This is a genomic window from Cryobacterium sp. TmT2-59 (genome assembly GCF_004403545.1).
In the GTDB taxonomy this organism is placed as follows: domain Bacteria; phylum Actinomycetota; class Actinomycetes; order Actinomycetales; family Microbacteriaceae; genus Cryobacterium; species Cryobacterium shii.
In genome coordinates this window covers 46053-67497 of record NZ_SOGM01000030.1, presented here as the reverse complement: position 1 = coordinate 67497, position 21445 = coordinate 46053, and the positions used below count along the sequence as shown (strand labels likewise).

Genomic DNA, 21445 nt, shown 5'->3' with positions numbered 1-21445 from the left:
TCCCCACAGCCGCCTGGGCGCGGTTTCGGCCCGATTTCGGCAAAATCTCCGTCGAATTCGTCAGGGCACCGGGGCAGGAGCTGCAGCACGGGCAGGAGCAAGCGCACAAGCCGGGGAGACGAGAAAGGGCCCGCCTGGAAGGCGGGCCCGATCAACGGATTCCGGTGGGAACCGGCACCGGTGCTACAGCGCTGCGAGCACCTCGCGCAGCAGGGTGGCGGTCTCGCTCGGCGTCTTGCCGACCTTGACCCCGGCGGCCTCGAGGGCCTCCTTCTTGCCCTGGGCGGTTCCGGCTCCGTTGGAGACGATGGCGCCGGCGTGGCCCATGGTCTTGCCCTCGGGGGCGGTGAAGCCGGCGACGTAGCCGATCACCGGCTTGGTGACATGGGCCTTGATGTACTCGGCCGCCTTCTCCTCGGCGTCGCCGCCGATCTCGCCGATCATGACGATGGCGAGGGTCTCCGGGTCAGCCTCGAACGCTTCGAGCGCGTCGATGTGGGTGGTCCCGATGATCGGGTCCCCGCCGATGCCGATCGCGGTGGAGAAGCCCAGGTCGCGCAGTTCGTACATCATCTGGTAGGTCAGGGTGCCCGACTTGGAGACGAGGCCGACCGGGCCCTTGCCGGTGATGTTCGCCGGCGTGATGCCGACGAGCGCTTCGCCCGGGGTGATGATGCCGGGGCAGTTCGGACCGATGATGCGGGTCTTGTTGCCCTTGGCGACGTTGTACGCCCAGAACTCGGCGGAGTCCTGCACGGGGACGCCCTCGGTGATGATGACGAGCAGCGGGATGCCGGCGTCGATGGCTTCGATCACGGCGTCCTTGGTGAAGGCCGGCGGAACGAACGCGATGGAGACATCCGCGCCCGTCTTCTCCATGGCCTCGGCGACCGTGCCGAACACGGGCAGTTCGACGTCGCCGTGCACGACCGTGGTGCCGGCCTTGCGGGCGTTGACGCCGCCGACGACCTGGGTGCCGGCCTTGAGCATGAGGGCGGTGTGCTTGGTGCCCTCACCGCCCGTGATGCCCTGCACGATGACCTTGGAGTCCTTGTTGAGGAAGATTGACATGTTCGAAAATCCCTTACTTCGCGGCGTGGGCGAGTTCGGCGGCCTTGTCGGCGCCCTCGTCCATGGTTGCGGCCAGTGTGACGAGCGGGTGGTTGGCCTCGGCGAGGATGCGGCGGCCCTCCTCGACGTTGTTGCCGTCGAGGCGCACGACGAGCGGCTTGTTGGCGGCGCTGCCGAGTTCGGCGAGCGCGCCCACGATGCCCTTGGCGACGGCGTCACAGGCGGTGATGCCGCCGAAGACGTTGACGAAGACGGCCTTGACCTGCGGGTCGCCGAGGATGACGTCCAGTCCGGCCGCCATGACCTCAGCGGATGCTCCGCCTCCGATGTCGAGGAAGTTGGCCGGCTTGACGCCGCCGTGGTTTTCGCCCGCATAGGCGACGACGTCCAGGGTGCTCATGACGAGCCCGGCGCCGTTGCCGATGATGCCGACTTCGCCGTCGAGCTTGACGTAGTTGAGGTCGTTCTCTTTGGCCTTCGCTTCGAGCGGGTCCGCAGCGGCCGCGTCCTCGAGGAGGGCGTGCTTCGGGTGGCGGAAGCCGGCGTTCTCATCGATCGTGACCTTGCCGTCGAGCGCGATGATTTCGCCCTCTTCGGTCAGCACGAGCGGGTTGACCTCGACCAGGGTCGCGTCCTCACCCTTGAACACGGTGTAGAGCTGCACGAAGACCGGTGCGACCTTGTCGACCAGCTCGTCCGGGAACTTCGCCGCAATAGCGATCTCGCGGGCCGTGGCCAGGTCGATGCCGGCGATCGGGTCGATGGCGGTGTAGGCGAGCGCCTCGGGCTTCTCGACCGCGAGGACCTCGATCTCCACGCCACCCTCGTAGCTGGCGAGGGAGAGGTAGGAACGGTTGGTGCGGTCCAGCAGCACGGAGAAGTAGAACTCCTGTGCGATGCGCGCTCCGCCGGCAACCATGACCCGGTTGACGGTGTGGCCCTTGATGTCCAGGCCAAGGATCGCGCGACCGGCGGCCTCTGCGTCGTCGGGGGTCTTCGCGACCTTCACTCCGCCGGCTTTGCCGCGGCCGCCGACCTTCACCTGGGCCTTGACGACGACAACGCCGCCCAGCTTCTCGGCTGCAGCACGCACCTCCTCCGGAGTGTCCGCGATGATGCCCGGAAGAACCGGGACTCCATACTGTTCAAACAGGTCTCGTGCCTGATATTCGTAAAGATCCACGCTGCTCTTCCAATCCGCGTCGAAGCGTTCCTGCAAGGTCTTGAGGGGCAATGGGCACGGATGCCCGCGCCGCAAATAGCTCGACATCAAGACATACGTACCGTTTCAAACTCTAGCGTCCCACACGGGCATCGCGAACACCGCCCGGCTGGCCGCGCGGGCCGCAGACCGCGCGAAGGCTCAAAAAGCCCGCCGGTTCGTGCTGGCGCTCCGGGCATCCGACTGGTTGGATGCAGACATGACTGAACCGGAGCACGGCACCGAACCCCACTCCGCCGACCATGCCTCGCGCCTGAATTGGCTGCGGGCCGGGGTGCTCGGCGCCAACGACGGCATCGTGTCGGTGGCGGCCCTGGTGGTCGGCGTCGCGGCGGCGACCACGGATGCCGCGGCGATCCTGATCGCGGGCGTCGCCGCCCTGCTCGCCGGCGCGATCTCGATGGCCCTGGGCGAGTACGTCTCCGTGAGCAGCCAGCGCGACACCGAGCGGGCCCTGATCGCCAAGGAGACCTGGGAACTCGAGCACATGCCGGATCAGGAGCTCGCCGAGCTGGCGGGCCTGTACCAGGCGAAGGGTCTCAGCACGGATACGGCCCGGCTGGTGGCACTCGAGCTGACCTCGCACGACGCTCTGGCGGCGCACCTCGAGGTGGAACTGCACATCTCGGCCGAGGAGTTGTCCAACCCCTGGCACGCCGCGTACGCCTCCGCGATCGCGTTCACGGTCGGTGCGGTCCTGCCACTGCTGGCGGTGCTGCTGCCGCCGCCGGAATGGCGTCTGCCGGCCACCTTCCTCGCCGTCGCGGTCGCCCTGGTCATCACCGGCTGGCTGAGCGCGTACCTCGGCGGGAGCCCGAAGTCCCGCGCCATTTCCCGGGTGCTCGTCGGCGGCCTGCTCGCGCTCGGCGTCACCTGGGCGATCGGCTCCCTGATCGGCACCTCGGTCTGACCGGCACCTCGGTCTGTTCGACTCCCAGGCCGGCACCGCGGCCTGACCGACGCCCTGGCCGGCCCCGCGGCCCGATCCACGGCCGCCGTAGGCTGGAGGCATGGTAAACCAGCGAGTCCGCGCGTCCACCGTCCTTGTCTCGGCGGGCCTCGACGCCGCGCTGGTCCTGGTCTTCGTCCTGATCGGCCGGGCCAGTCACAGCGAGGGGCTGCTCGGCGCGCTCAGCACGTGGTGGCCGTTCCTCGGCGGGCTGGCCATCGGCTGGGTTGCCCTGCGCGCCTGGCGCAGCCCGCAGCGGATCGTCTGGACCGGCGTCGGTATCTGGCTGGCCGCCGTCGCCGGCGGAATGCTGCTGCGCCTGGTGAGCGGCCAGGGCGTGCAGCTGAGTTTCGTCATCGTCACGACGATCGTGCTCGGGGTGTTCCTGCTCGGCTGGCGCGGGCTCGCAGCCCTTCTGCGCCGGGCCCAGGCGCGGCGCGGCGCCCGCATCCACCCTCTCGCTCGCGCCGAACGGTGAGCAAGTCTCCTCTCCCGACGTGATCGAGGGGCCGAACTCACGGCTCGGCGAAAGGGGGCGGGCGTCCGCTCGGCGAGCAGCCCGGGGAAGGGGAGACTGACGGGTCGGGCATCCGTTCGGCGAGCAGCCCGACGACCCCTCGCCGAACCGTGAGAAGCGACCCTCTTCGAGCCCGGGAAGGGAGCGCAACTCACGGTTCGGCGAGGCCGGCAGAGCGGGCGGTTTTAGTTGAAACGTCAAGTTAGCGGTAGAATCGGGCCATGACCGAACCGCGCTGGCTGACCGACGACGAACGAGAAGCGTGGCTGCGGCTGATGGCCGTGACGATGCTGCTGCCGAACCGCCTCGAGCAGCAGTTGAAACGGGATGCCGGCCTGAGCCACTTCGAGTACTACGTGCTCGCGATGATCTCGGAGTGCGCCGACCGGTCGCTGGCACTGACCGAGCTGGCCTCCCGCACCAATTCCTCGCTGTCCCGACTCTCCCATGTGATCGCCCGGCTGGAAGCACAAGGCCTCCTGACCCGCGCCGCCTCGCCGAGGGACGGGCGCGCCTCGATCGCGACGCTGACGGATGCCGGCTGGGCCAAGGTGCTCGCCAGCGCCCCCGGCCACGTCGAAGAGGTGCGATCGGTCGTCTTCGACGCGCTCAGCGCCCGGCAGGTGTCCCAACTCAGCGACATCTGCGGCCGCATGCTGGCCACGCTCGACCCGCACCACCGGCTGCTCGGGCTCGGCTGAGCGGCTAGCGCTGGAGTTCGTCCTCGCCGGCCTCGAACGTGCGGTCCTCGATGCGGTCCTCGTCGACCGCGCGGTCCTCCGCGCGGTCCTCCTCATCGTCGAGGCCGACCGGGCGCTGGTCGGCGTCGGCCATCCACTCCGCCTCGCCTTCCTCTTCCTCCTCGGGGAGAAGGTCCTCTTCGAGGGTGCGGTCGATGTCGTCGATTTCGCGCTCCTCGTCGACTCCCTCGCTCGCGGCATCCGCTCGCCGCGGCCAGAGCCCGTCCGGGTCAGTTGCCATGGTCACCACCTCCTGGTTCGACGGCGGCCACCCCGAAGGCGCCCCCGCCCGGGCAACGGTACGCTCCCGGAACCGAAGCGACAAGGCTGCCGGCGGGGGCAGCCCGCGGGGTGCCCGGCCACCTCGGCCCGGCTCAGGCGGGGCCCGCCCGCAGCCCCGGTGTGGCGAGCAGCGAACCGTCCCTCAGCACGGCGAGCACCTCGATCTCGAAGTTCTCGGTGCTGCGGTTCAGTGCGTCCTCGCCGCCGGCGATGATGGTCGTGGCCAGCACGTCCGCGGTCACGATGTCTCGGCCGAACACGCTGACCTGGCGGTACGGGGACACCCCGCCGTCGACCGTCGTCCAAATGTGCTCCCCCCGCTCCGCACTGCCCGAGCTGGCCACGGCGCGCAGCGGCCTGGCCAGAGGCACGGAGGCGAGCAGGGCCTGCCGGTCCGCCGGGTCGACGATCGCGGCCAGCCAGTCCTGCCCCGGCGCCTGGTGACCGCTGACGAGGATGTCCCCGCCCGCGTTCAGGGACCAGTCGCCGGCACCCCGGGCGGCGAGCAGGTCGCCCGCCTCCTGGATGGCCAGGCTCTTGACCACTCCGGACAGGTCGATGGCGCCGTCCGCCCGGTGCGGGGTGAAGACCCCGTCGGTGCGGTCGCGCCAGTCCAGGGCGAGGGCGTAACAGACCCGGAGGGTGTCGCTGGCCTGGGTGAGGCGAACCTGCCCGCGGTTGACCCGGCTCAGTTCCGAGTCCGGCCGGTACAGGCTGAACTGCTCGTCCCAGCGCCGGAACACGCCCTCGACCGTGGCCCGGGTCTCCAGCGCGGGGACGCGGGGTTGCGCGCCGCCGTCGAGTGCTGCGGCGTCACCGGCGGTCGCACCCAGACGGATGCTGACGACGGTCCCCATGGTCTCGACCAGCAGCGCCGCCACACCGGAGCCGCCCGGCAGCACGGGCGACGGCGGCGTCAGAGGACTGTTCTGCCGCATCAGAACTGGGCGGCGTCGAGGGCCGCCTGCATCGATTGCAGGTAACCGGCGGTCGTGTAGGTCGCGCCGCTGACGTTCTGCACCTGGGCTGACTGCGCGGTGAGCACCTCGGACCGCAGGATCGGCGCGGCCTGGTTGCTGATTGCCACCGATCTCGGGTCGTGGTCGGTCAGGTGCAGGGCGCTCACCTCGGTGATCGTGCCGTTGTCGATGGTCACCGACACCTGCACGTTGCCGAAGCGGGTCTGCACGACCGACCCGTCGAAGGTCCCGGTGACCCCGGCGGGGGTGGCCGCGACCGGCGCGGTCGCTGCCGCCGGCGCCTGGGCCGCCTCCCCCGTTCCCGCGGTCGGTGTGGTTGCTGACGGTGTCGTTGCGGACGTCGCGGCTGGCGTCGTCGACGCGGCCGGGGTGGTCGTTGCCGTGGTCGCACTGGCCAGGGTGGCCTGCAGGGATTCCGCGGCCGGCGCGCCGACCATCCAGCCGATCGCCAACACCGAAACGGAGGCCAGGGCGGCCGAGGCCGCTGCTCGTATTCTCACCAGTCGAACCTTTCAAAATGGATTTGTCGTGTGGGCAGGCCGGCCGAGCGGGCGTCCCGCACGACCTCGTCGGTCCAGCGGCGCGGGCCGCAGATGTAGACGTCCGACTCGCGGAGCTGCGGCACCAGGGTCTTCAGGCTGACCCGGGCCGACACCGCTTTGGCAGGGAGCCACGTGTTCAGCCCGGCGGGGCGCTTGCCGGCGATGATGCGCAGTTCGGCGCCACGGGCCTGGCAGAGGGCGGCCAGTTCGTCGGCCAGGTAGCTGTCTTCGGCCGTGTGGGCGCGCAGGATGACCGTGGCGTGCCCCGGCAGGAACGTCGCCGTTTCCAGCAGCGAGCGGATCGGGGCGACGCCGATGCCGGCGGCCACGAGCACGAGCCGCGGGGAGGTCCTGGCCCGGTCGGTGAAGAGGCCGTAGGGCCCCTCGAAGCTCACCCGGGTGCCGCGGCGCAGGCCGGGCAGGGCCGCGGAGGCGTCGCCGAGGGCACGCACGGTGATCCGCAGCGAGTTGCCGGTGGGGGCGGCGGAGAGGGAGAACGGGTGCGCCTGCCACCAGAGTCCCGGCGTCCAGAAGCGCCAGATGAAGAACTGGCCGGAGCTGGCCTTGAGCCGGCGCAGCCGGCGCCCGGACAGACGGATCGAGACGACTCCGTCGCCGACCTCGTCGACGCCCTCCACCACGAGCCGGGCCCGCAGTGAACGCACGACCGGCAGGATGAACCGGAAGACCAGGATCGACCCGGCCACCCCGGTGTACAGGGCCAGCCAGTAGTACCACTGGGCCGATCCCGCGATCAACAGGCTGCCGGAGGTCAGCTGGTGCGGGAGCGCGGCCAGGACCGCGGCGTAGGAGAGCAGGTGCACGATGTGCCACACCTCGTAGGGCAGGCGGTGCCGCACGATCACGAGGGAGGTGACGACGACGAGGATCAGGAGACCGAGGCCGGCCAGGGCCAGGAGCATGTCCGGCAGCTGGGTGATCATGCTCCACGCCTCGGCGAAGATGGTGACCTTGCCGGCGAGCGAGTAGCCGGTGATCAGGAGCACGACGTGCGCGAGGATCAGGTACAGGGCGGGCTTGCCCAGCGACTGGTGCAGCGCCATGGCGCTGTCGTGGCCGAAGGCCCGGTCGATCGCGGGCAGCCGGGCGGCCAGGAGCATCATCACGAGCAGCAGGTCGGTGCCGACGAGCCCGGTCAGCACGCCGAGGGAGGTGATCGCGTCAGCGGGAGTGGAGAACCGGGCGGCCCCGCCGTCGCCGAGGAACAGTGCGATCGAGACGGCCACGGAGACGAAGCAGAGCACCTGCAAGGTGTCGGCCAGCCGCATCCGTCGCTTGTATTCGGGCCGGACGCGCGGGGTCGGGGCCACCCTGAGGGGCCGTTGGGTGACGCGGGTGTCGAAGCTCATGAGTGAAGCTTCTCGAGACAACCAATCGGGACGCTATCGACGACCTGTGAACAACCTGTGCGCTTCCGATGCGCGGGGGCGGACTGCTCAGGCGGCCGGGTGCCGCGGGCCGTGCCGGGCCACGGCCCGCGCCGCAAGCACGATCAGGATCGCGACCGCGCCGCCGAGCGCGGTCTCGACCACGCGGTCGACCAGCAGCGCCGGGACCGCGGTGGGGCCGGCCAGGTGGGCGACGGTCAGCGCCAGGGGGGTGACGAAGAGCAGGGCTGCGCCGTAGTGGCGGCCGATCAGAATCTCCGCGCCGAACTGGCCGACCGCGATCACCGCGATCAGCACCCAGACGGATGGCCCCGGCAGCAACACGAGTCCGGTCACCGCGACGCCGAGCACGGTGCCGACGATGCGGTGCACGGCGCGGGAGATCGAGTGCGCGGCCCGCGGCGGCGGAAGCACCGCCACCACGCTGACGACGGCCCAGTAGGGGTGCCCGATGCCGGCCAGCATCGCGAGGGCGCCGGCCAGGAGCACCCCGGCCGCGTTCTGGGCGATGGTGAACCACACCTGCGGGTCGCGGACGGCGGCCGGGCGCAGGAGCGACTCGCGGGGCAGGAGCTTGAACAGGTCGGTGGAGCGGTCGCCGGCCAGGCGCCGGAACCACCAGCCCGACATAGTCAGCAGCCAGGCGAAGGCCGCCGCTGCGACGCCCACGAGCAGCCGGGGAACGACCTCCGCCGCCCGCGTCGGGATCTGGGCGCAGACCAGGTAGGCGAAAACGAAGAAGATGGGCGTTCCGGGGAACAATCCGTACGTCGACGCCACCAGGATCCCCGCCGTGATCACGCCCAGCAGGCCGAGCACCAGCACGGGCAGGGCCGCCCCGGTCACGGCCATCGAGAGCCCGAGCGCGAGGCTGACGAGCATGCAGGCCGCCGCGACGCTGACCGTGCGCGCCCGGAGCCGGTACGGTTCGCTCCGACCGTACAGCGAGGTCATCGCCCCGAACGACGCATATGCCGCCCAGTCGATCCGACCGATGGCCACCAGCACGATCAGGGGCGCCACGACGGCCATGCTGGCCCGGGAGGCCACCTCGAGGTCGAGGGCGGGGAGGGATTTCACCCGCTCGAGCAGGGACTCGGGCTTACCTTCCGGTGCGCCGGGCTCCGCGGCGCGCGGCCCCGCCACTAGATCTTCTCGATCGGCGCGATCTTGATCAGGAGCTTCTTTGCGCCCGCCGTGTCGAACTGAACGTGCGCGATCCGTTTGGTGCCCTCGCCGGTGACCTGGTTGACGCGGCCCTCGCCGAAATCGACGTGACGGATGCGGTCGCCCGCTGCCAGGGTGAGGTCACCGTTGTCGCGCACCTGGCTCGGCACCCGGTTGGCCCACTCGGTCTTCGGTTTCGGTGCTGGCGGCAGGGCCTGCGGCTCGCCGCGCTTGGCGAAGCCGCCGCCGAATCCGTCCCGCCTCGCGTTCAGCGCCCGGGGCTGGGTGCCCCCGCGGGAATTGGCCATGCCCGGGGACTGCTTCCAGTCGATCAGGGCGACCGGGATCTCCTGCAGGTAGCGACTGGGCATCGCCACGTTGATATCGCCGAACTGGGCCCGGGTCATCGCCAGGGACAGGTAGAGGCGCTGGCGGGCCCGGGTGATGCCCACGTAGAAGAGGCGCCGTTCCTCGGCGGGCCCGCCGGGCTCGTTGGCCGACATCTGGTGCGGCAGCAGCCCCTCCTCGACGCCGGTGAGGAACACGGCCTCGTATTCGAGCCCCTTGGCCGTGTGCAGGGTCATCAGCGACACCGTGCCGGAGGCGTCGTCGAGGTCGTCGGCGGCGGCCACCAGGGAGACCTGGGTGAGGAAGTCGACCAGCCCCGAGTCGGGGTTCTCTTTGTTGAAGTCCTTGGTCTGGGCGACGAGTTCCTCGATGTTCTCGGCGCGCGCCTCGTCTTGTGGGTCGCGGCTGTTCCGGAGCAGGGTGAGCAGTCCGCTGCCGTCGAGCAGGAAGGTGAGCAGCTCGGACACGTTGGCCGTGCCGGCCGGGTTCTCCGGGTCGAGCTTGCCCGCCGCTTCGTCGAGCAGGGTGGCGAGCTTCAGGATGGCCCCGGTCACCTTGGGGCCGAGGCCCAGCGACGAGGAGTCGCGCATGGCCTGCCGGAAGCTGATCTGGTTCGCCTCGGCGAAACTGGCCAGCGCCGTCTCGGTGGCCGGCCCGATCCCGCGCTTGGGGGTGTTCAGGATGCGGCGCAGGGCCAGCTCGTCGGTCGGGTTGGCGACCGCGATCAGGTACGCCAGAGCATCCTTGATCTCGGCGCGCTCATAGAACTTGGTGCCGCCGACGACGCGGTAGGGCACCGCGGAGCGCACCAGGATCTCTTCCAGCGCACGGGTCTGCGCGTTGGTGCGGTAGAACACGGCCATGTCGCGGTAGGCCATGCCGGCCTGGTGCAGCACCTCGATCTCGTCGGACACGAACTGGGCCTCGTCGTGGCCGGAGTACGCCGTGTAGCCGACGATCTTCTCGCCGTCGCCGCCCGCGCTCCACAGCCTCTTGTCTTTGCGGTCGAAGTTGTGGCCGATCACGGCGTTCGCGGCCGAGAGGATGTTCTGGGTCGAGCGGTAGTTCTGCTCCAGCAGGATCACCTTCGTGCCCGGGAAGTCGCGCTCGAACTCGCTGATGTTGCGGGTGTCCGCGCCACGGAACGCGTAAATGGACTGGTCGGAGTCGCCGACCACGGTGAGCGAGGCCCCGGGGATGCCGCCGGTGGCGTCGCGCAGGTTGCGCACGTGCACGCCCTGCGCCTCCATCTCCTCGGCCAGAGCGGGCTCGACCGGGCGTGTCAGCTCCCGCACGAGCGAGTACTGGGCGTGGTTGGTGTCCTGGTATTCGTCGACCAGGATGTGGCGAAACCGGCGCCGGTAGAGGGCCGCGATCTTCGGGAAGGCCCGGAACAGGTAGACCGTCTCCCCGATCAGGTCGTCGAAGTCGAGGGCGTTCGCGGCGCGCAGCCGGCTGGTGTACTGCCGGAAGATCTCGACGAACATGACCTCCTGCGGGTCGCTCATGTTCGCATTGCGGGCGTAGGAGTCGGCGTCGGCGAGCTCGTTCTTGAGCTTGGAGATCTTCGCGGAGGCATTGCCGGGGGTGAACCCGAGGGTGTCGGCGTCGAGGGCCTTGATGATGCGCTTGAGGGTGACCTTGCTGTCGGCCGAGTCGTAGATGCTGAAGGTGGGCGATAGGCCCGCGTTCTCGGCCTCGCGGCGCAGGATGCGCACGCAGGAGGAGTGGAAGGTGGAGATCCACATTCCGTCGGCACCCTGGCCGAGGATGACCTTGACCCGCTCGCGCATCTCGGCGGCGGCCTTGTTCGTGAAGGTGATGGCGAGGATCTGGCTCGGCCAGGCCTCGCGGGTCTCCAGCAGGCTGGCGATGCGGCGGGTGAGCACGCTGGTCTTGCCGGAGCCGGCTCCGGCGATGATCAGCAGGGCCGGGCCGCGGTACAGGACGGCTTCTCTCTGCTGACGGTTGAGCCCCTCCAGCAGGGGGCTCTCGTAGCCGCTGTCGTCGGAGCGGCCGTGACCGGCCCCGTCGAGAATGATGGGCGCCGCGGAAGGGACCTCGCGGGTGGGCGTGTGATCCGGGTCGAAGAGCGTCGTCATATCGATCACAATTCTAGGTGGTGCGTCTGACAGGGCCCCGTTCAGCCGGGGGTTCGGCCCGCGAGGTCAGTCCTCGGCCGCCAGTTCGTCGCGCACGGTGACGGCCAGGTCGGGATGGTCGGCGAAGACCCCGTCGATGCCGGTGCCCAGGATAGTGCGGAACTCGGACTGCCAGTCCCCGTAGTCGGCCCGCAGGCGTCCGCGGCGGAACGTCTTCGCGAGAAAACGGTTCTCGGGGCGCAGGGTCCAGCAGTAGATCTCCAGCCGGGCGGCGTGTGCGGCGTCGACCAGGTCGGTGGCCCCGGTGACCTGCCCGTCGGCATCCGTCTCGAGGATCAGCGATTTGGGCACGCTGATGCCGTCGATCCGCCCGCTCAGCCCGTAGAGCCCGGCGTCGGTGAGGTAGTCGGCGTACCGGGGCGCGTTCTTCAGGCCGAGCCGGGCCACCTCGTCGAACGGCTTGCCGCGCGCCTCGAGCAGGAAGATCCGCTTGCCGTAGATGCCGCGCGCGTAGATCTTGCCGAGGAGGCTGCGTTCGAAGCTCTCGATCGTGAGGCGGCCGTCGCCGGCGTTCCAGCCGGCGGTGTTCACCTCGGCCGCGAACAGCTCGTCGAGCGGGAGCCCGATCGAGTCGAAGTAGGTGGCGTGCTTGATCTCGGCGACGATCCCGATCGGCCGCCTCGCCCGCCCGGCGACCCGGTCGATGAGCTTGAACGCGTCCCGCAGGCGCAGCAGCGGGAAGCGGTCGTCGAACGTGGCACTGGCCTTGCGCACCTCGGGCAGTCGCTCCCGTGCGCGCAGGGTGCGCAGCTCGGCCCAGGTGAAGTCCTCGGTGAACCAGCCGGTGAGCTCGATGCCGTCGATTTCCTTGGTCACCCGGCGAGAATGGAATTTGGGGTGGGAGGCGACATCCGTCGTGCCGGAGATCTCGTTCTCGTGGCGCACCACGAGAACGCCATCGCGGGTGGCCACGATGTCGGGTTCGACCGCGTCCGCCCCGAGGGCAACGGCCAGTTCGTAGGCGGACCGGGTGTGCTCGGGTCGGTAACCGCTCGCCCCGCGGTGGCCGATCACAATCGGTTGCATCTTCCAACCCTACGCGGGGAACTGCCAGAATCGAGGCGATGACACCCTGGACCGTCCCCCCGACCCGCCTGTACCGGTGGGGCTCCTCGCGCGCGCGCTATTTTGCGGGCCTGACCCTGGTCGCGCTCGGGGTGGCCGCCACGAATTTCACCAGCACCTACAGCCTTCTCTTCGTCCTGATCGGCCCCTCCCTGCACGTGATCGGCTGGCTCGTGCTGCCGGGGGCGCTGTGGCGTCGGCTCCTCGTGCTGATCCCCGCGCTGCTGGCCGGGCTGATTCTGCTCGGCGGCGCCGACTTCACCGGCGCCTTTGCCGTGCTCCTGGCCTGCTGGCTGTTCGTGCGGCACCGCCCCCTCCTCAGCTACCCGGCCCTGCTCGCGCCGATCGCGGTCAGCTTCATCCTCAAGGACGCGCTGAGCAGCTACGACCAGAACTGGATCGGCTACCTCGCGGGCACGGTCACCGCGGTGGCCTCGGCCTGGCTCGCCTGGTGGCTGCACGGCTGGGCGGCCGGTCGCCGGCCCCGCCGGGCGCCCAGGCCTCGTGCCGGCCAGCCGGATGCCGCGGACCAGACGGATACCGCTGAGGCCGCAGATATCTCGGCGGATCCTCAGCAGATCTGAATAGACTTCGGGGTAACCTCCAGTGCCGTCCGGCCCTGGTCCCTGAACCCACTCGATTGTGAGCCCGGAAACCATGGCATCCTCCAACCCCGCATTCTCCCGAAACGCCGCTTTCGGCGCTCCTGGCGCCGTTGCAGCGGGCAAGGTGCTCTCCGACAGCGACCTCCAGGGCATGTTCAACGCCCCCTCCGCCGGCTCGCAGGAGACCGACCGGATGACCTACGACGACACCATCCGCAAGACGGTGCTCAGCTTCGTGATCCTGCTCGCGGCCGCGGCCCTCGGCTGGGTCATCACCCCGGTCACGATGATCCCGCTGATCCTCGGCGCGGTCGTCGGCCTGGTCCTCGGCTTCGTCAACGCCTTCAAGAAAGAGCCGTCGCCCGCCCTGATCCTGGCCTACGCGGCCGCCGAGGGCCTGTTCGTCGGTGGCATCTCGGTCGTCTTCGAGCAGATGTACGGCGGCGTCGTCACGCAGGCCGTGCTCGCCACCCTCGTGGTCGTCGGCGTCACCCTCGCCCTCTTCGCCAGCGGCAAGGTGCGCGCCTCCAAGCGGGCCACCAAGGTCTTCATGATCGCCATGATCGGCTACGGGGTCTTCTCCCTGATCAACTTCGGCCTGATGGCCTTCGGCGCGAACACGAACGCGTTCGGCCTGCGCAGCGCCGACTTCATGGGCACCGGAATCCCGTTCGGCGTCATCATCGGCCTCCTCGCCGTCGTGATGGCCGCCTACTCGCTGGTGCTCGACTTCGACTACATCCAGCGCGGCGTCAACAACCGTGCTCCCCGCAAGTACGGCTGGACCGGCGCCTTCGGCATCATGGTGACCGTCGTCTGGCTCTACGTGGAACTGCTGCGCCTCTTCGCCATCTCGCGCAACTAGCACCGCACCGCTTCACCCGGAAGGGCCGCCCCGAGGGGCGGCCCTTCCGTCGTTCCGGCCACCTGCCGCGTCATCAACTTCCCTCAACTCCCGCTGCGCATCTCCCGGTCGATGTCCGCCTCGGTGATCGGCCGCCGGTAGAGGGTGTTCCACGCGTCCAGCAGGAGCGCCACACCCCAGCCGGCCAGCACCCAGCCGGGCCAGAAATAACCTCCACCCACGAAGAACCAGACTCCGACCAGGAACGCGTTGACCACCACATAGGCGACCAGGTCCCCCGTCAGCTTGCGCTTCCTCTCCAACCGCCGGCGCGCGAGGTCGCGATCCGTCACCGCCCGACCGTAATAGTCAGGGCCGAACTGCCCTCCGGACTCATCAGGTTTTTCTGCCATGACGCCACCTCCCGCGCTTTCCGTTGGTCGTTCTCCACCACCCGGAAAGATACCCGCCCCCGCCCCGCCCCGCTCTCCCACGCCGTCCCCCGCCCGCCGTCCCCCGCTCTGCTCTCCCCCGCTCTGCTCTCCCCCGCTCTGCTCTCCCCCGCTCTGACAGTTCCCGCTCCGGTCGAGAGTGCCCGCTGCGCCGGTCACTCTCGACCGGAACGGGAACACTCGCGCGCGAGGCAAAAAAACACCCTCGTTCACAAGCACGAGGGTGTTTTCTTGACGGCGGGAAGTTCAGGCAGCCGCCCCTACTCCCATTCGATGGTCCCCGGCGGCTTGGACGTGACGTCGAGCACGACGCGGTTGACTCCCGACACCTCGTTCGTGATCCGGTTGGAGATCCGCGCCAGCAGGTCGTACGGCAGGCGGGTCCAGTCGGCCGTCATCGCGTCCTCCGACGACACTGGGCGCAGCACGATCGGGTGACCGTAGGTGCGTCCGTCGCCCTGCACCCCGACGGAGCGCACGTCGGCGAGCAGCACCACCGGGCACTGCCAGATCTCACGGTCGAGGCCCGCGGCCGTCAGCTCGGCGCGCACGATCGCATCCGCGTGGCGCAGCAGGTCGAGCCGGTCCTGGGTGATCGCACCCACGATCCGGATGCCCAGGCCGGGTCCGGGGAACGGCTGGCGCTGCACGATCTCGGCCGGCAGTCCCAGCTCGGCGCCGATCGCTCGCACCTCGTCCTTGAACAGCGTGCGCAGCGGTTCGATCAGCTCGAACTGCAGGTCCTCCGGCAGGCCGCCCACGTTGTGGTGGCTCTTGATGTTGGCCGTGCCACTGCCGCCGCCGGACTCGACGACGTCCGGGTAGAGGGTGCCCTGAACGAGGAAGCGGATCGGGTCGCCATCCGTTTCGGCCGCTTCCCGGATCAGCTCGGCCTGGGCCTGCTCGAAGGTGCGGATGAACTCGCGGCCGATGATCTTGCGCTTGGTCTCCGGGTCGCTGACGCCCTCGAGCGCGGTCAGGAACTGCTCCCGCACGTCGACGGTGACCAGGCGCACGCCGGTGGCCTTGACGTAGTCTTCCTCGACCTGGCGGCGTTCGTCCTGCCGCAGCAGGCCGTGGTCCACGAACACGCAGACGAGCTGGTCACCGATGGCCTTGTGCACGAGGGCGGCGGCCACGGCGGAGTCCACGCCGCCGGAGAGCCCGCAGATGACCTTGCCGGTGCCGACCTGGGCCTGGATGCGGGCCACCTGTTCGGCGATCACGTTGCCGCTGTTCCAGTCGCCGGGGATGCCGGCGGCGCGGTGCAGGAAGTTCTCGAGCACGTTCTGGCCGAACTCGGAGTGCTTGACCTCGGGGTGCCACTGCACGCCGTAGAGCCGGCGCTCGTCATTCGCGAAGGCGGCGACCGGGGTCGACGCGGTGGAGGCGAGCACCGAGAAGCCGGCGGGGGCCTTCGACACGGAGTCGCCGTGGCTCATCCACGCGGTCTGCTCGGCCGGCTGCCCGGCCAGCAGCGCGTTGCTGCTGTCGGTGACTCTGACCGGGGTCGCGCCGTACTCGCTCTGTCCGGTGCGGGCGACCTCGCCGCCGAGGGTCGTCGCCATCACCTGGAAGCCGTAGCAGATGCCCAGGATCGGGATGCCCAGGTCGAAGATGGCGGGGTCGAAGGTGGGGGCACCCTCGGCGTAGACGCTCGAGGGTCCGCCGCTGAGCACGATGCCGAGCGGGTTCTTCTCGGCGACCTCGGCCGCGGTGATCGAGTGCGCGACGATCTCTGAATACACGGATGCCTCCCGCACCCGGCGGGCGATCAGCTGCGCGTACTGGGCGCCGAAGTCCACCACCAGGACGGGGCGGGCTCCGGTCTGGGCGGCCACGGCGCTCATGAACGGGCCTGCTCGGTCGCGGCGGCGGCACCGGTGCCGGTGCCGGTGCCGGCGGCCTCACGGCTCGCCAGGAAGGCGGTGACCTCACGGTCGACGCGCACCTCGAGGAAGAACGACAGGGTCGGGATGATGCCGCCGAGCGCGATCAGCAGGAAGCGCGGGAACGACCAGCGCATCAGGCTCCACAGCTGGAAGTCGCTGAACAGGTACAGCACGTACAGCCAGCCGTGCACGATCAGGATGCCCGTGCTCAGGTTGAACGCGGTCACCGTACCCCGGTCCACGAGGGCGAGGAATCCGTTCGGACCATTCACCTCGAGCTCCAGCTGAAGGACGAACTTCAGGAAGACTTCGACGCAGAGCAACAGCAGGAAAACACCGGTGATGATCGAGGACACCCGGTAGAGCCGGAGCGCACCGGAGATTTTCGGGATGTCGGCGGGCTTTGGTTCAAGAGGCATGCGCCAATTCTAGACGGCCTCCGCCGCGGCGATGGCGGCCTGCTCCTGCTCGCGCTCCCAGGCATCGCGCGCGAGCCGGTACCAGAGGAACACGGCGAAACCGGCGAAGACGGCCCACTCGAGGGCGTAGAAGATGTTGAGCCAGTTGATGGAGGCATCGCTCACCGGCGCGGGCGAGTCGATCCTGGCCAGGCCGGCGGCGGCATCCGTGTCGACGATGTACCCGGCGTAGACGGACTGGTCGGTGAAATCCCTCCACTCGTTGATCAGGGCGGCGGTCGAGACGGTGGTCTGGGTGTGCGGGTCGCGCGTCTCGTCAGGCACGACGGGGGCCTCGGAGGGCACGAACCGCCCGGTCAACGTCTGCGCCTGACCGGCCGGCGCGGCGGCGAACTCGTCGATGGCCGCGGCGGCCGCCCGCTCGGTCGGCGCCCAGCCGCGCGCCACGGCGATGTTCGCGGCGTCGTCCGCCGTGATGAATCGGCTGACCACCCAGAATCCGCTGGCGCCGCCGTTGAAGCGGTCGCTGATCAGTTGCTCGTCGCCGGGCAGGAACGACCCGTCCACGGTGACCAGCTGGCCCGTGGCCGCCTCGCGCGGCGGGCCGTCCGGCGGCACGGCCTCGGCGAGAGGCTGCACGGTCTCGGTGGTGCGCTCCACGACCTCGCCGGAGGCGATGGCGCGCTCGAGCTGCCACCGGCCGAGGAGAGCGAAGGCCGCCGCGACCAGCAGAGCCAGGAGCAGGGCGAGGATCCAGCGTGGGCGGAGCATGGTCTTGGTCATGAGTAGTCCCCTGTTCCGGCGCCGCGACCGGAGTCGCGCGGCGGCTTCTCGGCCGGGCCGGCGTCGCTGGTGAAACGGTCGGTGACGAAATCGAGCATGGAGTCGGAGGCGCTCGGTTCGTCTTGCGCGCCGGGCTCCGAGCCCGGACGGGCGCGGGCGGCGACCCGCTCGGCGGCCCGCTGGGTCTCTGGGCCGGGCGTGGCGCCGGTGTCGGCGGTGACGGCTTCGACCAGCGCGATTTCCTCGGCCAGCATCGCGTCGACGGGGCGCCTGGGCACCGGAACCGCGTTCCTGCGGCGCCGGAGGGCGGCCCCGATCTTCTCCGAGTTCGCGGCGAACAGCGGCCCGAGGATGGCCATGGTGAGCACGTACAGACCGGCGAACGGCTGCAGGCGCTGGTCGAGGCCAGCGCTGACCGAGAGGGTCGCGAGGATCAGCGTGAATTCGCCGCGATTCACGAAGATCGCCGCGGTATTCAGGCCCTCCCGGGCACCCATGCCGTGCAGCCTGGCCATCAGCATCCCGGATACCAGGCTCAACACGAAGGTCATCGCGACGGCGAGCAGCACGATGGTGATGACCGATCCGAATTCGGCCACGTTGAGGGCGAGGCCGAAGTTGAGGAAGAAGAAGGCCCCGAACACGTCACGCAGCGGAACCGCCACGCGCTCGATCCGGCCGCGGTAGGTGCTCGCGCCGAGCACCACCCCGATCAGGAAGGCGCCGATCGCATCCGTCACCCCGATGATTTCCCCGATCCCGGCGAAGAGCACGGCGAGCCCGAAGAAAAGGATGGTGAACAGCTCGTCGTCCTTGGTACGCATCAGCCGGGACACCACCTTCGCCCCCCAGCGGGCGACGGAGAACATGACGACGAGGAAGAGGAACGCGATGCTCAGCTGCAGCACGATCGGCCAGATCTCGGTCTTGCCGCTGAGCACGACGGAGACGATCGCCAGGTAGATCGCGATGAAGATATCCCCGACGACGGTGACGCCGAGGATCATCGGCGTTTCCTTGTTCGCCAGCCGGCGCAGTTCGATCAGCAGCTTGGTGATGATGGCGCTCGAGCTGGTGCCGGTCATCCCCGCGATGACGAGGGCCTCCCGGGTGCCCCAGCCGACCATGAGGCCGAACCCGAAGCCGACGCCCATGTTGATCAGCACGTAGGATCCGCCGGAGATCAGGAGTTTTCCGGCGTCGCCGAAGAATGCCTCCTGGTCGAATTCGAGTCCCAGGCTGAACAGGAGCAGGATCAGGCCGAAAATGGCGATCAGTTCGATATCCGCCGAGTGGAAGTTGAGCGGGAACCAGCCGCTGTTCGGGCTCGCCAGGAGCCCCACGATCATGTAGATCGGGATGGACGGCAGCCCGATCAGTTTTCCGGCGCGGCCCAGAACGTACGCGACGACGAGCAGGATGCCAAGAGTGATGAGGTCTTCGCCGAGGTTCATCGGTTAGCCCCCGGGCGGCGCATCGACGGTCTTGGCCCTGACCTCGCCGGTGCGGAAGAACGCGAAAGCCTTCGCGACCTTCTCCGGCGAGCCGGCGACGACGAGCGTGTCGCCGGGGAACACCCGGAAGTCGTGGGCGGGCGCCGGGTTGGCGGACTCCCCCCGCACGACGGCGACCACGGTGAGGCCCGCGATGCCGCGGTCGGCCGGGTTCCCCAGCGTCTGGCCGGCGATGTGGTCTTCGTAGTCGACGGTGAACCAGTCGATGCTGAGGCCGGGGATCTGGTCGAGCGCGGTGAGCGACTCGGTGATCTGGGTGCCGCCGAGCAACTCGGCCAGGGTGTGCGCCTCGTCCTCGTTCAGGCGCAGGGACACCTTGGCGGCGTCGGGCCCGCCCTCGTCGTCCGCGAACGTGATGAGGTCGCTGTGCCCCGAGCGGTGGGCGATCACGCCGACCTTGCCGCCGTCATCCGTGATGAAGGTGTGGAGCACTCCCACGCCGGGAAGTTTGACCCGCCTAACGTCAACCATGGTTACGACTCCTGAGACTTGAGGGCAGTCGGGCCAGTCTACCGGAGTGCACTCCCACGCTCGCCGGACGCCGGCCGCCCCGCCCCGCACCGCTCTGCCCTAACCAATTCGACGGAGCTCTTGCTCTAAAAAGCGCCGTGGGGCGCATTCCGGCCCGAAATCGGCAAAATCTCCGTCGAATTGGTTCAGGCGCGGGCGGGCTGGCGGGAACGACGCGGGAACGACCAGCGGATGCGGCGAGCGCGCCGCATCCGCTGGCCCTGGCCTACTTCGTGGCGACGATGTCGGGGGCCTCGAGGCGCACCCGGTCGGCGGACTCGTCGTCCGGCTGCTTCTGCGACGCCCGTTCGGCCGCGACCCGCTTGAGGTAGTGGCCCACTTCGCGCTGTTCCCGGGCCTCGTCCCAGCCGAGCACCCCGGCAAGCAGGCGGGCCGCCACGGGAGCCGCGGACACGCCGCGATCCCAGGCCTCGATCGAGATGCGGGTGCGCCGGGCGAGCACGTCCTCGAGGTGCAGGGCGCCCAGGTGCGAGGCCGCATAGACGACCTCCGCCTCGATGTAGTCGTCGGCCCCCGGCAGCGGGTCGGCCAGCGACGGTGTCTCGCGGATGAGGTCGAGCAGTTCGTCGGTCAGGGTGCCGTAGCGGTTCAGCAGGTGCTCGATCCGCACCGTGTGCAGGCCGAAGGCCCTGGCGATCCGGCTGCGCTTGTTCCACGCAGCCTGGTAACCCTCGGCCCCGAGCAGCGGGATGTCGTGCGTGGTCGATGCCGGAATCCGGCCGTCGAGGGCAGCGACGGCCGCGTCGATCGCATCCTTCGCCATCACCCGGTAGGTGGTCCACTTGCCGCCCGCGATCACGACCAGTCCCGGCACGGAATGGCCGACGAGGTGCTCCCTGGACAGCTTCGACGTGCTCTCCGATTCCCCGGCCAGCAGGGGCCGGAGTCCCGCGTAGACCCCCTCGACGTCTTCCCTGGTCAGCGGCACCCGCATCACCGTGTTGACGGTTTCGAGCAGGTAGTCGATGTCCGCGGCCGTGGCCGCCGGGTGCGCCTTGTCCAGGTGCCAGTCGGTGTCGGTCGTGCCGATCAGCCAGTGCCGGCCCCAGGGGATCACGAACAGCACGCTCTTCTCGGTGCGCAGCAGCATGCCCATCGCCGATTGGAACCGGTCCCGGGGCACGACCAGGTGGATGCCCTTCGAGGCCCGAACCTTGAACGTGCCGCGTTCGCCGACCATGCGCTGGGTGTCGTCGGTCCAGACCCCGGTCGCGTTCACGACCTGCTTGGCCCGCACCTCGAACCGCTCGCCGGTCTGCAGGTCGTGCGCGTGCACGCCCACCACCCGCTCGCCGACCTTGATGAACCCCTCGACGCGCACCCGGCTGGCCGCGTGCGCGCCGTAGAACGATGCCGTGCGCACGAGCGAGGCCACGTAGAGCGCGTCGTCGACCTGGGCGTCGTAGTACGCGATGCCGCCGTGCATCGCGTCGTCCCGGAGGCTGGGCACGAGTCCCCGCACCTGCCGCTTGGACAGGTGGCGGTGATGCGGCACCCCGGGCGGACGCCCGCCGGTGTAGGAGAACAGGTCGTAGAGCAGCATGCCGGCGCCCACGTAGAAGCGTTCCTTGAACCGGGTCGTGAGCGGGTAGAGGAAGCGCACCGGCTTCACCAGGTGCGGCGCGATGCGCTGCAGCAGAAGGCCGCGCTCGATCAGGGCCTCCCGCACCAGCCTGAAGTCCAGCTGTTCCAGGTAACGGATGCCGCCGTGCACCAGCTTCGACGACCGGCTCGACGTGCCCGACGCCCAGTCCCTGGCCTCAAGGATGCCGACGCTCAGGCCCCGGGTCACGGCGTCCAGGGCCGCACCGGAACCGACGATGCCACCGCCGACGACGAGGATGTCGAGCTCTTTCCCCTTCAGCCGCTCCAGTGCCGCCGCGCGCTCGTCCGGGCCCAGTTTCCTGGACCGGGACACCGAGTTGCCTGTTGCCATGTGCTCACTCCCATC

Annotated in this window: 21 protein-coding genes; 5 read left to right on the top strand and 16 right to left on the bottom strand. The window is 69.6% G+C overall.

Annotated elements, in window-relative coordinates; translation table 11 throughout:
* Nucleotides 1–183 precede the first annotated feature (183 nt).
* On the bottom strand, nt 184–1071 hold the full coding sequence (gene sucD / locus E3T24_RS05475) for a succinate--CoA ligase subunit alpha (protein ID WP_134366223.1): 888 nt from the start codon (nt 1069–1071) through the stop codon (nt 184–186).
* Nucleotides 1072–1084: 13 nt separating this feature from the next.
* The gene (gene sucC / locus E3T24_RS05470) at nt 1085–2254 is read right to left on the bottom strand and encodes an ADP-forming succinate--CoA ligase subunit beta (RefSeq protein WP_134366222.1); all 1170 of its coding nucleotides are present in this window, start codon (nt 2252–2254) and stop codon (nt 1085–1087) included.
* A 238-nt stretch (nt 2255–2492) separates the two neighbouring features.
* Between sucC and E3T24_RS05465 the strand changes: the two genes are divergently transcribed.
* From E3T24_RS05465 to E3T24_RS05455, 3 genes are all read left to right on the top strand, one after another.
* Nucleotides 2493–3203, top strand: a complete 711-nt coding sequence (locus tag E3T24_RS05465; protein WP_134366221.1) for a VIT family protein — start codon at nt 2493–2495, stop codon at nt 3201–3203.
* Between the two features lie 100 nt (nt 3204–3303).
* Nucleotides 3304–3720: a DUF3054 domain-containing protein gene (locus tag E3T24_RS05460; RefSeq protein ID WP_134366220.1), complete on the top strand. Its 417-nt coding sequence runs from the start codon at nt 3304–3306 to the stop codon at nt 3718–3720.
* Between the two features lie 260 nt (nt 3721–3980).
* Entirely contained in the window at nt 3981–4460 is a 480-nt protein-coding gene (locus E3T24_RS05455; RefSeq protein ID WP_134366219.1) for a MarR family transcriptional regulator, read from the top strand.
* A 4-nt stretch (nt 4461–4464) separates the two neighbouring features.
* Here E3T24_RS05455 and E3T24_RS05450 read toward each other — a convergent pair whose 3' ends face one another.
* The 7 genes from E3T24_RS05450 to E3T24_RS05420 all read right to left on the bottom strand — a co-directional run bounded on the left by E3T24_RS05450 (nt 4465) and on the right by E3T24_RS05420 (nt 12415).
* Complete coding sequence (locus E3T24_RS05450) at nt 4465–4740, bottom strand: hypothetical protein (protein WP_134402668.1); 276 nt, start codon at nt 4738–4740, stop codon at nt 4465–4467.
* 133 nt (nt 4741–4873) lie between these two features.
* Nucleotides 4874–5719, bottom strand: coding sequence for an FAD:protein FMN transferase (locus E3T24_RS05445; protein ID WP_241975874.1), 846 nt, complete (start codon nt 5717–5719; stop codon nt 4874–4876).
* Nucleotides 5719–6261, bottom strand: a complete 543-nt coding sequence (locus tag E3T24_RS05440) for an FMN-binding protein (RefSeq protein WP_198416004.1) — start codon at nt 6259–6261, stop codon at nt 5719–5721. The genes E3T24_RS05445 and E3T24_RS05440 overlap by 1 nt, the downstream gene beginning before the upstream one ends.
* Nucleotides 6258–7673, bottom strand: a complete 1416-nt coding sequence (locus E3T24_RS05435; protein WP_134402669.1) for a ferredoxin reductase family protein — start codon at nt 7671–7673, stop codon at nt 6258–6260. Before E3T24_RS05435 ends, E3T24_RS05440 begins: the two co-directional genes overlap by 4 nt.
* Nucleotides 7674–7760: 87 nt before the next feature.
* Nucleotides 7761–8858, bottom strand: a complete 1098-nt coding sequence (locus tag E3T24_RS05430) for an FUSC family protein (protein ID WP_241978626.1) — start codon at nt 8856–8858, stop codon at nt 7761–7763.
* A complete protein-coding gene (locus E3T24_RS05425) occupies nt 8858–11329 on the bottom strand; it encodes a UvrD-helicase domain-containing protein (RefSeq protein WP_134402670.1) in 2472 nt (823 codons plus the stop codon). Before E3T24_RS05425 ends, E3T24_RS05430 begins: the two co-directional genes overlap by 1 nt.
* A 66-nt stretch (nt 11330–11395) precedes the next feature.
* Nucleotides 11396–12415 carry a glycerophosphodiester phosphodiesterase family protein gene (locus E3T24_RS05420; protein WP_134366216.1) on the bottom strand — a complete coding sequence of 340 codons (1020 nt, stop codon included), beginning with the start codon at nt 12413–12415 and terminating at the stop codon, nt 11396–11398.
* Nucleotides 12416–12453: 38 nt separating this feature from the next.
* Between E3T24_RS05420 and E3T24_RS05415 the strand changes: the two genes are divergently transcribed.
* Nucleotides 12454–13038: a hypothetical protein gene (locus tag E3T24_RS05415; RefSeq protein WP_134366215.1), complete on the top strand. Its 585-nt coding sequence runs from the start codon at nt 12454–12456 to the stop codon at nt 13036–13038.
* A 73-nt stretch (nt 13039–13111) separates the two neighbouring features.
* The gene (locus E3T24_RS05410) at nt 13112–13924 is read left to right on the top strand and encodes a Bax inhibitor-1/YccA family protein (protein ID WP_134366214.1); all 813 of its coding nucleotides are present in this window, start codon (nt 13112–13114) and stop codon (nt 13922–13924) included.
* Nucleotides 13925–14007: 83 nt separating this feature from the next.
* Here the strand turns inward: E3T24_RS05410 and E3T24_RS05405 are convergent, their stop codons facing one another.
* From E3T24_RS05405 to E3T24_RS05375, 7 genes are all read right to left on the bottom strand, one after another.
* A complete protein-coding gene (locus E3T24_RS05405) occupies nt 14008–14316 on the bottom strand; it encodes a 2TM domain-containing protein (RefSeq protein WP_134366213.1) in 309 nt (102 codons plus the stop codon).
* A 299-nt stretch (nt 14317–14615) separates the two neighbouring features.
* Entirely contained in the window at nt 14616–16205 is a 1590-nt protein-coding gene (gene guaA, locus E3T24_RS05400) for a glutamine-hydrolyzing GMP synthase (RefSeq protein ID WP_134410474.1), read from the bottom strand.
* Nucleotides 16202–16666, bottom strand: a complete 465-nt coding sequence (locus tag E3T24_RS05395) for a DUF3817 domain-containing protein (protein WP_134366335.1) — start codon at nt 16664–16666, stop codon at nt 16202–16204. Before E3T24_RS05395 ends, guaA begins: the two co-directional genes overlap by 4 nt.
* A gap of 9 nt (nt 16667–16675) precedes the next feature.
* Complete coding sequence (locus tag E3T24_RS05390; protein WP_134366336.1) at nt 16676–17449, bottom strand: SURF1 family protein; 774 nt, start codon at nt 17447–17449, stop codon at nt 16676–16678.
* Nucleotides 17446–18903, bottom strand: coding sequence for a cation:proton antiporter (locus E3T24_RS05385; protein ID WP_134366337.1), 1458 nt, complete (start codon nt 18901–18903; stop codon nt 17446–17448). Before E3T24_RS05385 ends, E3T24_RS05390 begins: the two co-directional genes overlap by 4 nt.
* A 3-nt stretch (nt 18904–18906) precedes the next feature.
* Nucleotides 18907–19434, bottom strand: a complete 528-nt coding sequence (locus E3T24_RS05380) for a TrkA C-terminal domain-containing protein (RefSeq protein WP_134366338.1) — start codon at nt 19432–19434, stop codon at nt 18907–18909.
* 265 nt (nt 19435–19699) lie between these two features.
* Complete coding sequence (locus tag E3T24_RS05375; protein ID WP_166787183.1) at nt 19700–21430, bottom strand: glycerol-3-phosphate dehydrogenase/oxidase; 1731 nt, start codon at nt 21428–21430, stop codon at nt 19700–19702.
* Between the last annotated feature and the right edge of the window lie 15 nt (nt 21431–21445).